Genomic DNA, 14,446 nt, shown 5'->3' with positions numbered 1-14,446 from the left:
TTCAAAATTTAATATGTTTAATATCTTCCTGAGCCTTCTTAAAATCCTCATGCTTCCCAATATCCAACCAGTAACCATTGATCGGATAAGTCACCAATTTAAGGTCCATTTCAATAATACGATCCATAAGATCCGTGATATCGAAAAATTTATCTCGCGGAATCATAGAAAGTAAATTCTTCTTTAAAATATAAATGCCTGCATTGGAATAATAAGTATATCTCGGTTTTTCCTTCAGTGATTTGACTGCATTATTTTCATTTACTTCCAACACGGCATAAGGCACATCTACATGATAGGACGTTGTGGCAACGATCATGTCCGCTTTAGCTTCTTGATATGTTTTGAAAAAATCATTAAAATCAATATTTGTTAATAGATCAGAGTTCATGACAATTATATCCTCATGGTCAAAATCTTCAACAAGTAGGACCGAACCTATCGTTCCCAGAGGCTTGGTCTCTCGTACATAGTTGATTCGAATATCTTTTTGGCTGCCATCACCAAAATATTGCTCGAGTTGATCTCCTAAATAATTTATACTAATATTAATGGTATGAACACCAACTTCTTTTAGCCTATCAATATTATATTCAATAATTGGCTTTTCGCCAACGAGAAGCAACGGTTTAGGCGTCTTCTCAGTCAGTGGACGTAGGCGTTTTCCTTCACCACCGGCCATTAATACCGCATCAGCAGGAATGAGGGTCTTACGCTGACTAAAATCAAGTATATCTATAATCTGTCTTTCACTGTTAATAATTGGTATGATCTTTAAATGATCTTTTCGAAACTGGTCCAGTTTATTGAGATCGTATTCTCGCTCACCGATAAAAACCGGGTTGGGCTGTACAAAATCCAACAAATTATTTTCAAAGTCCAGACCTCTTATAAACCCACGCCGCAGGTCTCCATCAGTTAAAGATCCAAGCAATAAGTTTTTTTCATCCACAACAAATAAAATCGATGATGGTGAGATAAGATCCAACTTAATCAAGGCATCTCTGATGGACAAATCTTTGTGAATGGTATGTTTCTCTACAATACTCATATTAAATTGTAAAATTTTTTAACGGCTTTAAGATCAAGATGGGATTCTATAACATTCAGAATCTGTTGAGCGGCACCCCCATTTTCATAAGGAGAGACTATATTATCTAAATTCTTCTGGAAACTGTAAGTCTTGATGACTTCAAAAGCATTCAATATTTCTTTTCCTTCACAGGATACATTTACTACACTTGCAGCCTGTAAACGTCCGCGTTGTCTGTCGCCAATATTTATTGTAGGTGCTTTTAAAGAAGGTGCTTCCAAAATACCACTAGAGCTATTTCCTACTATAGCAGTGCAAACCTTAACCAATGATAGAAATCGCAGTGTGCCCAATGACGAATACGCTGCCGCCTTACCTGGATTATCGGCAACATATTTATCGATCATTTGATTTATCACTCTTCCATCCGTATCCGCATTGGCTTTTGTAAAAACAAAAAAGCTGTCTTCCTGCTGATCTATTGCGTCTAATAAAATCTGAAATTGTTCCGCTGAACTTACTTGTCCAAGTGTTTCTGGATGAAATGTGATTTGATAGTTATATTTTTTAAACCTGATGTTTAGCTCAGTCTCTAACTCTCCCCGTGTTAATAGTTTCAAATTCTTTATATTATCCAAGCCAATTGCCCCTACGTTAAATACGGTATCGGGATTTTCCCCCATCTGGATCACACGATTTCTATATTCTTTTGTTGAAGTGAAATGTAAATGGCTCAACTTCGTTAAGGCATGCCTAATAGCGTCATCATATGCGCCTTCTGTAATTTCTCCTCCATGAATATGAACAATAGGAATTTTAAACATGGTAGCCGCAGAGGCAATAGCTAACATTTCATAACGATCACCCAAAATAACCAACATATCAGGTTTGAGCCTCGGCATGATATCTGCCATTCCGTTCAAAGCTAAGCCCATTGTTTTCACAATACCTGTAGAGGTGTCTGAAGACAGTAAAATTTCCAGTTTCTCATCAATCAAAAAACCATCGGCCTCAATTTGCCTATAAGTAAGCCCGAACTCAGCAGATAAGTGTGTACCGGTCGCAATAATCTGCAACAGCATCCTATCGGAATGTTTAATTAAATCCATCAAAGGTCTTAGAAGACCGTACTCAGCTCGCGTAGCAGTAACGACACAAATTTTTTTCATCTAAACTTCGATTAAATCATCTTCATCAAAATTTCGAATTGCTATTTTACCTATAATTTCATCCCAACACATAGGTGAAATTCCAGTTCCGGGTCTTTTGACAGTTAAGTTATCCTCCGATAACAATTCACCTCTTTTAATACCTCTAGCGGCAACAATACTTTTGCGTGCTGCTGCGATATTTTTTAATTCAGACGGGGAAGGTGCCTTTAGACCATTCCCTTTCATCGCATACTCAATATTTCGTATGGCAGCAACCATATTCATTAATTCTATAGGCTCAAGAGATGCCGCGTGATCGGGCCCTTGCATCGTTTTATCCAATGTAAAATGTTTTTCGATAACTGAGGCACCTAAGGCGACTGCTGCAATAGGAACTTCTATTCCTAAAGTATGATCCGAATAGCCAACTTCTGTTTGAAATTCTTCCTTGATAGCTAGCATGGCCCTTAGGTTGACGTCTTCCATGGGAGTCGGATATTCAGTATTGCAATGCAAAATAGTTATGTCTGTAACACCTTCTGCTCTGAAAACCTCGACTGCCGAGGAAATATCATTCATGGTTGACATCCCTGTTGATAATATCACTTTTGAAAACAACTTTGCTGCTTTTCTTAAATAAGGTAGATTCGTTATTTCTCCAGAAGGTATTTTAACTAACTCTAATCCTATATCTTTTAAATATTGTAATGAATCCAAATCAAATGCGGTAGAGAAAAATTGTATTCCCTTACTTTTACAATAATTGATTAGCGTTTCATGATCTTGAAGGGATAGTTCTAATTTCTTCAGCATTGCATATTGGGAATCCTCCTCACCATCCATATTTTGAATTTGATAATCGGCTTTTTTTGCGTTTTTAGACACCAATTTCTCTGCTTTGAAAGTCTGAAATTTAATATAATCTACTCCAGCCTCCACGGCAATATCAATAAGCTTAATCGCGTTATTTATGTCGCCATTATGATTCACACCTGCTTCGGCAATAATTAGCGTTTTTTTCATTATTTAATTTTTCTTGCTGGGTTACCTGCCCATACTTCATTACTTGGAATATTTTGAAGTACCACACTTCCGGCACCAACCACAGTATTTTCTCCAATTTTCACCCCCTGTTTTACTACTGCATTTGCTCCAATAAACGACGATTCTCCGACCGTAACGTTACCAGTTAATATAGCGCCCGGACCGATATGAACATGATCGAATATATGACATTCATGTTCTATGACACAAGCAGTATTCAAGATACAATTATTTCCTATTCGCGCAAAAGCACTAATAACGCAGTTCATAGCGAAAAAATTGCCTAAACCTATTTTAGCCATGCTACTAATACGTGCACTGGGGTGAGCAATTGTAGTCAATTGTTTCCCCTCTGACGTAATCAACGCGGCAAGCTTTTTTCGTATCTGGTTATCTCCCACACCTAAAATAAAACTGCTTACGATGTTCCAGTCAAAATGTTCACTACTTTCATCTCCCAGATATTTCAAATTGAATGGATTGAAAGATTTTTCATCTTTTTCACAGTAACTGGTTACAATAATCCCAGCTTCACTAGCCGCATCCAGTATGACTAATGAATGACCAGAATAACCGATTATCGCTATATTGATATTATCGTACACTACTTGGAATATTTACAATACGTTGTTCTAGAAATTCTGCATTCACTTGCGCATCGCGGTAGCAATGACGATACATTGGTAATCTATAGGTTAGCGTCCATATAGGCCTCGTCATTACACCATTGTCATTGGAAATCTTTAAAAAAAGATTTCGCTCATCGATATCATCTAACTCAACGCACATCAGCCAATAATTTGCTTTGGTGTCATTTGTTTCCGTTCTAAAATTTACATCAATAGATTTGAAGAAATCTATATACTCGGCCGCCAATTGACGTTTGTCCGCTAAGAAAGACTCAAGCATTTCCATTTGAGCACAGGCAAGGGCAGCATTTAAATTAGGCATTCTATAATTGTATCCTACTTCATCATGAAAAAATTCATACGGATGTGGTTTTTTTGCAGTAGTAGTAAGATGTTTTGCTTGATTACCAAGATTGAGATCAAGGGTAACTAATGCTCCACCTCCTCCGCAAGTAATAGTTTTATTTCCATTAAACGAAAAGCATCCAACTTGGCCGAACGTGCCTGTATGTCGTCTCTTATAATAACTTCCCAAAGATTCTGCAGCATCTTCCACAACTGGAATTTTCCATCTATTACAGATGGCAATCAACTCATCCAAATGTACAGGAAATCCAAAAGTATGCATAGGCACGCATGCAGAAATCTTATTGCCAGTAGATTTATTATAACAACCATTGTCTCTCAATTCGCCATAATTTTCCAAAAAATTTTGAACAGCGTTTGGCGATAATCCCATGGTATCAAGATCCACATCCAAAAATACTGGTGTAGCGTTATTGTAAGAAATCGCATTCGCTGTAGCTATGAAAGAAAGGGCTTGTGTAATTACTTCATCCCCCTTGGAGACACCCACTAATCGTAAAGCGACTTGTAAAGATGCTGTTCCATTAACAACAGCCACAGCTTTTGCCGTGCCCGTATAGCTTTCCATTTTACGCTCAAATTCATTAACATATTCTCCTACAGACGAAACAAAAGTCGAATCGATCGTATCCAGCAAATATACTTTTTCATTCCCCCTAAAGCGAGGCTCATGTAAAGGAATAAAACTTTCGGTACGGTATTGCTCTCTTACAAAGGAGGTAAATTTATTGATATAATCCATTGATTACATTTTTGCGTCTAAATACTTCCCTGTTTCTTTGTGACCAAAGCCAGGAATCATATAAAAAAACAGATTAACAATTTCATTTTTTGTCCATTTACGGTTTTGCTTCATTTCCGAAATGATGAATTCGAAATGCTGCAACTTCTCTTCTTCAATGTTTAGTTCATTTTTTATCACACCTAAGTTTTCAAATCGCTCCATATCCAGCAGCTCATTTTCCGTAAAGAATTCTTCAAAATCTTTTTCTCCAGTCGTGTCGCTCGCTGCAAATAAACATGGCCATTTGTCCTGTTGAGGTAGGGTGTCTATTAAATAACGTGCCTCATTTTCATCCCGGCACAAATAAGGAGTGTAACCTATCGTATTAAGATATCGCGTGGCTATTTCAGCAAAGGTGATCAAATGAAGATCTTCACTCAACTTTGGAAAGAAAACATCTCTATTTTCACCAAATATACAAGACATCAAACATAGTTCACCCGATTCACTAGGAGTAACAAAATATCTTTTTATATCGTTTGGAGCAACAATAGGCTGCTTTTTTTCTATACGTTTATTAAACCCATGCAAAAGCGAACCGTCTGAGAAAGCAACATTGGCAAAACGCGCTGTAGAGATTTTTATATCCTTACTTCTTCGCATTAAAAACATTTCCATAATACGTTTTGAAGCCCCCATCATATTGACGGGATTAGCAGCCTTATCGGTAGAAACACAAAAATATTTTTTTACACCTTTTGTAATGGCTTGCTGTAAGGTCTTATCTGTATTGAAGATGTTAACATCTATCATCCGCATAAGGGTATAAGGATCTTTTTCGCTCCTCACATGCTTTAAGGCAGATAGATTCAATACATAGTCATAATCACCATCCGCTTCCCAAAAGGTATCGTATTCAATCGATCCTATATCAAGCGCAAATGTTTGAAAGTCACCTGAAATATACCCATATGAACTACGAATATCTCTTACCAACTCGACCATATTGTTCTCGCTGATATCAACAACATGCAGCTTCTTCGGATTACGCTTAAAAATTTCTTTGACAGTCGCCTGACCAATGGAACCTGCACCTCCAATGACTAAAAACTTCGATGCTGAAACTATCGTAATAAGTTCAGTTTGAAATGCAAGTAAGTCGTTTTCAAACAACTTTTTGTCCCGTCCTATAAGTTTTAATATATTCATCACTGTTAACTTCGAATAACATTAATATATACCTTACGTAAAATAAGTCCAAAAACTGCAAAAAAACCAAATAATGTGGCAACCAAGATCGCTGTTTTGAGCTTTCCAATTTTATCGTCTGACAGAGGCAAAACAGGTTCATCTACCTTTTCGATCAATGGCGCTTCTTTCATTAACGCCATTTTGGACATTTCTAAGTTTTGAACTAACTGTCCCAATATTGCACGATTTGTTTCGGCCGAAAATTGGGACCTTTGAGTTGGCACCAGCCGTTGTGCCTGTCTCGTTGGATTTAAATTCGGCGTAGCGTCTACAACTACTGCCGCCGCTGAGATATTTCCATTCATCACAGCCCTGACAGAATCTGTTTTCCGCTGCAGGATATGGATATTGTCCAAAGATTTCTTTGTCTTGGTTTTAATGTAGAATTCATTTACTTGGGCTACCAAAGCTTCGTTGAACTCTTTCGAAAACAATTCATCAGTAGATTTTACGTCAACTTTTATCAAACCTGACTTTTTATCTAATTTGCCAACGGTAAGGTTATTTTTATTAATATCTTTTACAACGGCTTGCAAAATACTATCTCTGTCACGCTGAAGATTAGCAGGTGTTTTCTTCGAAAAATCCAATTGAATTAATTCAGGTTTTTTAGCTTTCCACTTATCTTCCAACTTTTCCATGGAAATATACCGATCCATGAGTGTCAACGAGCTATCACTGGACGATTTATGTAACAGAACGGCCTCAATCATTTTGCGAGACTTATATAACTCAAAGAGATTATCTCCTTGAAAAATACCACCGCCAGATCCACCGAGATCGATCCCCGCAAGAGCTGCTAGGCCAGCCATTTGTCCTAACCCTCCGCCTGCGCTCTCTCCTGTCTCCAATACAAATGTCGTTGTTGCAGTATATTCTATAGTGCGATATTTTGCATATAAAAATCCAGTTATTCCCCCCATGAGTCCTGCTATCATCCAGATGTACCATTTTGAAAACAGGTATTTGATCCAACTTTGTGTCTTTAAGATAAATTCCTTTAAAGACATTTCATCACCCCTTAGTTGACTATGTTTATCTTTCACTACTAAACTATTTAAATAAACTAATGATGATGGCTAAAGTAGATGCAATACCAGTACCGATACCAATCCACGCTTGTGAGCTTAATCTTTCTCTTGGAGCACGCTTAGGCACCACAATTTCAGCCCCTGGTTTAACTTCTGGATATCCTCCGGCTTTCCCTTTTACCGCGCCATTCGCATATTGTACAAAAACACGTTTCTTTAACGCATTATCAGTAAACCCTCCAGCTTGGTTCACATAGTACTTTAAATTCTTGCCTTTCACATAGACCACATTGTTTGGATTCAACACCTCACCCACAACCTTAACTGTCTCCAATTCCTTTGGAACATTGATTATATCGCCATCCAAAACCAAAAGGTCACCTTTCTCGTAAGGCTTTTCTAAGATTTTATTCAATTCAATACCCACAAGGTCACTCGGCTCGATATCAGATTCTGAAGTACCTTGTTGTGATACTTTTGCCAAAGCTGCACTTTTTGCTTTCGTACCATCATAGTTTCGTTCAGTATCCTGATCTAGGCTTGTATCTTTTTGATTGCCTTCTTCATCCAGCCTATCCTTTTCCAGTTCTTTCTTCAATCGCTCTTGTTCCTTTTTCTCTGCTGCCTGTAATTTAGACATACCTGTGCGTTTTAATGATGCACCCTCTGTATAGGCATAGGGAGTTAAACCACCAGCACGTTGTATAATATCGGAAATGCGTTCGTCTTCCCGTGAGATGGTATAGAAACCAGGATAAAGCACCTCGCCCTCAATTTTCACCTGACGCTGCGTACGGAAACCGGCATCACCTAAAATAGAAATCACATCATAAGGCTGTAATGTCATATTAGGATCGGTCAATACACCCTCTTTAATATCCACCAAAATGGTCTTCGATGAGCGGTGATCGGTTACGTCAAGATTTTTGATGCGTCGGGCGATTTCTACCCTGGCATTCTTAGCACCCTCCGTCAATCCACCGGCTTTCTGAATAAGATCGCCCAGCGTCGCATTGCTGGCAAATGGGAAATCACCGGGAAAACGGACCTCGCCTTGTACAGTAAATTTATATTCGTCTCTTAGATCAAAGATGGAAGAAATCTCAATCTTATCTTCTCTTTTTAATGGAATATCTGCTGCAGTTCCGGCAAGGACATCGCGTACATTAAAATTGATCAATTCGGAGGTATTATCTGCCTTAAGACGATTAATAATACCGCGTTCCAAGAAAGCATCTTCACGCACGCCATCGGCCATCTCCAGCACTTGCTTTAACGTCATGCCTGGCTCTAAACCAAATATGCCGGGACGAAATACTGCTCCTAAAACACTGATACGATTGGCAAAACGATCCAAAATAGGTTCTACGATATATTGATCGCCACTTTTGGGGGTGTAGTTTGCAAACTGGTCGGCGTAGATATCTTGTACACTCCGCTCACGTCCTGTAGTCTGTAACACTTTAACCTTGGCACTATAGGCATTTTCGGTGAAATCGCCGGCATAACGCAAGATATCAGAAAGGGATTCTCCAGGTACAGTCTCAAAAATGGCGGGCCGTTTGACTTCGCCTTCAAATTGCACTCTGGCACCATAAACGGGGATATGAATGATATCTTGATCTTGTAAACGGATATTTCCTTGTTGAATACCATTGGCTAAAAAATCGTACACATCAATCGTGCTGATCACCCGATTGCCGCGGATCACCTGGATCTTACGGTAGGTACCATTTTTATTGGGACCACCTGCGGCGTACAGGGCATTAAACACCGTCGCTAAAGAAGGTAAACTGTAGGTGCCCGGTTTGGTGGCAGCCCCGGTTAAAGTTACACGGATGGTACGGATGTTACCAATATTAACGCTCACCTGCGTTCTTCCTGAGCGTATTGCGGGGTAAGTACCGCTCAAACGTTGCTCTATTTTACTTTTGGCTGCAGCAATGGATAAACCAGCCACATTGATCTGGCCGACATATTCAACTTTAATGGTTCCATCGGGGCTTACGGGAAGTTGATAAGAGGCTTCGTTATCGCCTGTGATATCTAACAGGATCTCATCGTCGGGACCAATAATGTACGAGCTGGGTGTAGCCATACGCAGATTGGGCTCAAAAGTGATGGCATTATTCTTAAAAAGGTCTGAGCCAAAAATCTTCAGCTTCCCTTCTTCATTTTCCATCGAATCCCTTCTATTTGTCTGCTTATTTTGCAAAGAATCTGCATTGGCGTAACCATCCACCTGACGGCCATTGCTGCGCGTATTGCGCGACTGGTTAGAAGATCCTTGTGAAGGATTTGGCTGCTGTTTTTTACGTTTTATATTCGCCAGACGTTCTTTTAATTTTTGAACTTCGACAGCTGAAACGCCTTGTGCACGTGCAAAGCCATCTAACTGGCTTTCGTCGTACCCCATTAAAGCGGCCTGTTTAACATACTGTTCAATCTGTGCGTCACTTAGATTGTCTACTTTTATATTCGCAGGATTGGTCTGTGCGTGTACTGTACCCACAAATCCTGCTATGCATAACCATAATATTATTCTTTTCATCGACACCGCGGTATTTGCCGCAAAATTAGTAAAACTATTTAATTAAATGATTGAAATATTTCCTGAATCGGCTTTTCTAGGGCAATTCATTCGTTATTCAACGAGGCTTGGAAAAAGTCTATTGTAACAATACGTAAAATCTGTTCCTATTGCTACACAATAGTGTAGCAGGGAATCATTTGATTATTTTTTTTATTTAACGAAATAGTTAATCCGTTAATAAGGCCTATATTTGCGCATGCGCCAAATTATTTACACAAAGGCTATTCTTATTACGTTAGGATGTAGCCTATTGTCTTCTTGCCTAAAAAAAGATCTTTACCCGGGCAATAAAAACGGAGATGGAAAAGAGGTATTACCGCCAGATAACAGCGGAAATACAAACCGGTATGCCTATCCTTTTGGTGAAGAAAAGACCGGACAAGAAGCGGAGATCATCATCGAACTTCAACCTGGACACGGGATAACAGAAACGCCAATTGTAAACATTCCGCCACTAAAATATAACAAGAGCTTATTATTTATGCTCACACAGGACGACTGTAAGCAATCGGCTTTCAGCATGACCTGGGCAGCCATTAATGGCAAACCTATTGACCGCTCGGACATTAAACGGAAATATTATTTTGACATTGAGCACCTGGAAGCTGATGATATGCCACCCAACAGTTATCTACTCGGCAAAACACTGGGCAGTACCAATGGTTTTGGCAATGAGGTGAGGTTCCATTTTACCACCACACTGGCGCCGGAATGGGAGTTTATGAACGACCCAACTGTCGTAAAGAAAGGCTTTACGGAAAACTTCTTCCGCTTCTACATGAAATCAGGTCTTCGATGGAACAATGTGATCGAAATGCTCAACGATGGCAATGCCATTGCATTCCACGACCTCAATACCGCCGCTGTCAACAATGTCGACTCCCTAATCAAGCATTTTGACCTGGCACAACAAATCACTAAAAAACGATTGAATGGGCGAAACATCAAGTTTTTGGCCGAGCCCAATGGAAATAAATCGTACCTGCAGGCTGCGCTTGGGTTTCCAGCGATCCAGACCATGACTGCACAGACCGGTGCCGATAAGCTCATCCCGTATCAGGTCAACTCACCCTTGCAGCAAAAGACCTTGGCCCGGGTATTTGTCAATCACGCCGCCGAGGTAGAAAAACTGGTCAACGATGCTGCAGCAAAAGATGTGGCTCACCGCGAGGCAGTCCATATTGGTGTACACGAAACGGATCATGACTGGGCGCAGCTCCTGCTCTGGCTGAACAATACCTATGGAAAAGACGGCAAGGACATTTTGTGGTTTCCTTCGCAAGAAGAGTATTATGAATACAATTACAACCGACAAAACAGCATAATCAGCAGCCGCATCGAAGGGAATAAATTGATTGTGAAAGTCAAATTTCCCAATCAATCGGATTTCTACTACCCGGCACTCACATTGAATATCAGCGGATTGCATACGAACAGCATAAAATCAATCTCGTCGAATGAAACCGTAACAGGCCTTACCTATGGCAATTTTGACAAGGGCATCAGCGTTAATATAGATTGCAGAGCGTTTACCTATGCACATGCCGCTCAATATGTCAATCGCTATCTCGCTAAAAAATCTGCCGCAAACCTATTAGATGCAAAGTATCATGTCAATGCGCTAAAAGATTCGGAAGGAAAGAAAAACCTGTTTCGCGCGCTCGGAGCTGAGTAAAGAGAGGTGCCAGCTGTGGCGCACTGAAAATTTATGATTATATTGTATTAAACGGTTATAGCATTGGGATTAAAATACATGGAAAGGATTAATTTTAAACGTATATCGACCGCACTCTTCCTAGCGATGAGCGCACTCCTATTATCCTGGTCCTGTACGGGTAACAACAAGGAAAAGAAGGAAGCAGGCGCCCAAAATGTAACATCGATCAGTGCGGCAGATAGCGCCTTGTTTCATTTTTGGGATCAATTTGACATGCAGGATACGGTTCTGGTCAAGAATCCGGAAAAAGGGGAACAGCAATTGGCCGATTTTCTGGGGCTTTTGACAAAAACGCCTGACTCGGCCACGCGGGATAAGGCGGTGGCGATGATGCTCGACAAAGCCAAAGTCAACCGTACCAGTTTTGACTATTTCATTAAACAATACGAACACTACCTGTATGATGGCAATTCGCCCATGCGCAACGATAGGGCTTATGAATCGGTATTGCGCTACCTGATCAGCACAGATAGGCTCACTGATCTGGAAAAAGAGGCTTACCGCCCAATCTATACACTCGTACGCCAAAATAACGTTGGACATACAGCAACCGACTTCAGCTTTGAACTGCCCAATGGTCAAAAGCAAAAGCTGTCGGAGACGGATGCAAAATTTATGCTGTTAATGTTCTACGATCCGGACTGTTCGCATTGTAAAGAAACAATCCACCAGCTTCGGGACAATCCGCAGCTCGTTCAGCTGTTTACACAGCTGCAGATACAGGTGTTGGCCATAGACCCCTGGGGTGACCGCAGCAAATGGAAACAGTACCAATCGGAGTTGTCGTATCAATGGATCAATGGATTGGATACTGATCGCCAGATTTTGTCGGCCAACCTATACGACCTCAAAGCATCGCCAACGATCTATCTTTTGGATGAAAACAAAAAAGTCATATTGAAAGATACTTATTTGGAACCCGTAATTCAGTATTTTGTCAATACCAAGAAGTAATGGAAGACCAGACCGGAAAAAGTAAATCAAAAATTGTCTCCAACGCAGATTATTTCGCTGAAGTGCAGCGGATGCTGCAGGAAGGCAAAGAAGTACGCATCCGCATTAAGGGGCAAAGTATGCGTCCATTTATAGATGACGGAGATACGGTCATGCTACGGGCCTACCAGGGGCAACCGCTCCCACTGGGCAGTAATATACTCGCCAAAGACAAGGGAAAATTTGTCTTTCACCGCTTGGTAGCAAAGAAAAAGGGCCAATATGTATTGGCCGGGGATGGGAATCTTGTCCTCCACGAATACATAGCGGAATCCGACATCATCGCAGTTGCCTATATGCATTATCCAAAGGATAAAGAGGGAGCAATACCAATCCACAGCACGTGGCCAAGGCTACGGGGCTTGGCCTGGTATCATATCCGTTTGCTTCGCCGCATACTGATAAAATTTAAATCGCTTACTCTAAAGAATTAAGCTTAAATTTATTACATCCCATGCGATTCCACGAATAAAACAATTTTAATAAAACTTTTACGCGTTTTAGTTGTTCTTAATCAATTATATTTCCGAATAAAACATAAAACATAGGAGTTACGACTAACGCATCAACTAGACGAAACAAAAAACACTAATAACCAATGTATTATAAAAAAATCCAAAAGTAGTGTAGCATTTTGGATAGATTTAACGTTGAGTAAATAATTATAAATTATTAAATGTATATTTGCATCGATTATACTAACTATAATTATGAGGGAAGAAATTTAGTTAACAGATATTACGTACCACAATATGCAATGTGTTAATCTATTATTTCTACTCTATATTGGGTCTAGATTGTTAAATAATCTTAAGCCATAACGACAAATTGTTTATTAGAAAGTGTAAGAAAAGAATTTTCAAAAGGTCATATCAAGTTTTGCATGGTGTTTTTTTTCATTTAGCGGTAATTAGCATTTAACAGCATAATGAATTAAGAGGTTGAATAGCATGAAAGTATTAGTTTTAGGAGGAAGTAGCGGCTTCTTAGGAAGTCATTTAAAGAAGAAACTCAAGGATCCAATTCAATGTGAATTTGTTTCCATGAGAGATCTAAGTTGGTCGAAAGAGAATTTTCCAACCGACTGCATTATCAATTTAGTAGGCAAAGCACACGATTTTACGGGGAAGGCAACGGAAGATGATTTCTTCTTTGCAAACTTTGAGCTGGCAAAAAAAGCATTTAGCCTATTTATTTCCTCCCAGGCGAAGTTACTTATACATATCAGCTCCCTCGCAGCGATTGAAGAGGTAGAATCGGCCAAATCCCTCTCGGAAAATGCTTCGTATAACTCCGTCTCACCTTACGGTAGATCTAAACAAGCGGCCGAAGAATGGCTGTTGAGCCAGAAGTTGCCTGCAGACAAGAAACTGATTATCTTGCGTCCTCCCATGGTACACGGTGCAGGCGATAAAGGTAATTTAAAACAGTTATTTTCGATAGTCAGCAAAGGAATTCCTTATCCGCTGGTCCGATTTAAAAATAAACGCTCTTTTCTGTCCGTTGATAATTTCTGCTTCTTCGTCGAACAGATTCTTTTACAGCATGAAAAGATCAATTCAGGAATCTATCACCTGTCCGACGATGAAACCTTATCGTCAAATGAAATCGTAAATATCATGAAACAGGAAACAGGCTTAAAAATCCCTTGTTTTCCGCTACCAAAACGTATCATTTCATTTTTATCAAAAATTGGTGACCGCAGTAGCGTATTTCCATTGAATACCTGGCGGCTAAAAAAACTAACCAGTAATCTGGTGGTTTCAAATAAAAAAATAAAAGTTGAACTTGCAATCGAACGTTTGCCAAAAACAGCAAAGGAAGGTTTGCGTGAAACCATCAGGGCATTGAAGCAACAGTAAAATGATTCATCAGCAAGATCGTGCTTTACATGCATACAGACATTACAGCAAA

Annotated in this window: 12 protein-coding genes; 4 read left to right on the top strand and 8 right to left on the bottom strand. The window is 39.7% G+C overall.

The features are described from left to right. Position 1: 1 nt before the first annotated feature. Genes B3E00_RS05225 through B3E00_RS05190 form a run of 8 tightly spaced genes read right to left on the bottom strand, consistent with a single transcriptional unit; the run spans position 2 to position 9,780 of the window. Complete coding sequence (locus B3E00_RS05225; protein WP_293937406.1) at positions 2 to 1,051, bottom strand: nucleotidyltransferase family protein; 1,050 nt, start codon at positions 1,049 to 1,051, stop codon at positions 2 to 4. Beyond that, positions 1,048 to 2,202, bottom strand: coding sequence for a UDP-N-acetylglucosamine 2-epimerase (gene neuC, locus B3E00_RS05220; RefSeq protein WP_293937403.1), 1,155 nt, complete (start codon positions 2,200 to 2,202; stop codon positions 1,048 to 1,050). The genes B3E00_RS05225 and neuC overlap by 4 nt, the downstream gene beginning before the upstream one ends. Next, on the bottom strand, positions 2,203 to 3,207 hold the full coding sequence (gene neuB / locus B3E00_RS05215) for an N-acetylneuraminate synthase (protein WP_293937400.1): 1,005 nt from the start codon (positions 3,205 to 3,207) through the stop codon (positions 2,203 to 2,205). It lies immediately after the preceding gene. Then, positions 3,207 to 3,833, bottom strand: a complete 627-nt coding sequence (locus tag B3E00_RS05210) for an acetyltransferase (RefSeq protein WP_293937397.1) — start codon at positions 3,831 to 3,833, stop codon at positions 3,207 to 3,209. Before B3E00_RS05210 ends, neuB begins: the two co-directional genes overlap by 1 nt. Continuing rightward, on the bottom strand, positions 3,823 to 4,965 hold the full coding sequence (locus B3E00_RS05205) for a LegC family aminotransferase (protein ID WP_293937394.1): 1,143 nt from the start codon (positions 4,963 to 4,965) through the stop codon (positions 3,823 to 3,825). The genes B3E00_RS05210 and B3E00_RS05205 overlap by 11 nt, the downstream gene beginning before the upstream one ends. Positions 4,966 to 4,968: 3 nt before the next feature. After that, complete coding sequence (locus B3E00_RS05200) at positions 4,969 to 6,156, bottom strand: UDP-N-acetylglucosamine 4,6-dehydratase (RefSeq protein ID WP_293937392.1); 1,188 nt, start codon at positions 6,154 to 6,156, stop codon at positions 4,969 to 4,971. Positions 6,157 to 6,161: 5 nt separating this feature from the next. Further along, the gene (locus B3E00_RS05195; RefSeq protein WP_293937389.1) at positions 6,162 to 7,244 is read right to left on the bottom strand and encodes a lipopolysaccharide biosynthesis protein; all 1,083 of its coding nucleotides are present in this window, start codon (positions 7,242 to 7,244) and stop codon (positions 6,162 to 6,164) included. Positions 7,245 to 7,251: 7 nt separating this feature from the next. Further along, positions 7,252 to 9,780, bottom strand: a complete 2,529-nt coding sequence (locus tag B3E00_RS05190; RefSeq protein WP_293937386.1) for an SLBB domain-containing protein — start codon at positions 9,778 to 9,780, stop codon at positions 7,252 to 7,254. A gap of 238 nt (positions 9,781 to 10,018) precedes the next feature. Between B3E00_RS05190 and B3E00_RS05185 the strand changes: the two genes are divergently transcribed. The 4 genes from B3E00_RS05185 to B3E00_RS05170 all read left to right on the top strand — a co-directional run bounded on the left by B3E00_RS05185 (position 10,019) and on the right by B3E00_RS05170 (position 14,394). Continuing rightward, entirely contained in the window at positions 10,019 to 11,497 is a 1,479-nt protein-coding gene (locus B3E00_RS05185) for a hypothetical protein (RefSeq protein ID WP_293937383.1), read from the top strand. A 78-nt stretch (positions 11,498 to 11,575) separates the two neighbouring features. Then, a complete protein-coding gene (locus B3E00_RS05180; protein ID WP_293937381.1) occupies positions 11,576 to 12,493 on the top strand; it encodes a DUF5106 domain-containing protein in 918 nt (305 codons plus the stop codon). Further along, entirely contained in the window at positions 12,493 to 12,966 is a 474-nt protein-coding gene (locus B3E00_RS05175) for a S24/S26 family peptidase (RefSeq protein ID WP_293937379.1), read from the top strand. The genes B3E00_RS05180 and B3E00_RS05175 overlap by 1 nt, the downstream gene beginning before the upstream one ends. Positions 12,967 to 13,482: 516 nt before the next feature. Further along, positions 13,483 to 14,394 carry an NAD-dependent epimerase/dehydratase family protein gene (locus B3E00_RS05170; protein ID WP_293937377.1) on the top strand — a complete coding sequence of 304 codons (912 nt, stop codon included), beginning with the start codon at positions 13,483 to 13,485 and terminating at the stop codon, positions 14,392 to 14,394. The last annotated feature ends 52 nt before the right edge of the window (positions 14,395 to 14,446 follow it).

The organism is Sphingobacterium sp. UBA5996 (assembly GCF_002429765.1).
Taxonomy (GTDB): domain Bacteria; phylum Bacteroidota; class Bacteroidia; order Sphingobacteriales; family Sphingobacteriaceae; genus Sphingobacterium.
Note: the sequence above shows the minus strand (reverse complement) of the source record. Positions and strands in the feature narration are given on the sequence as shown.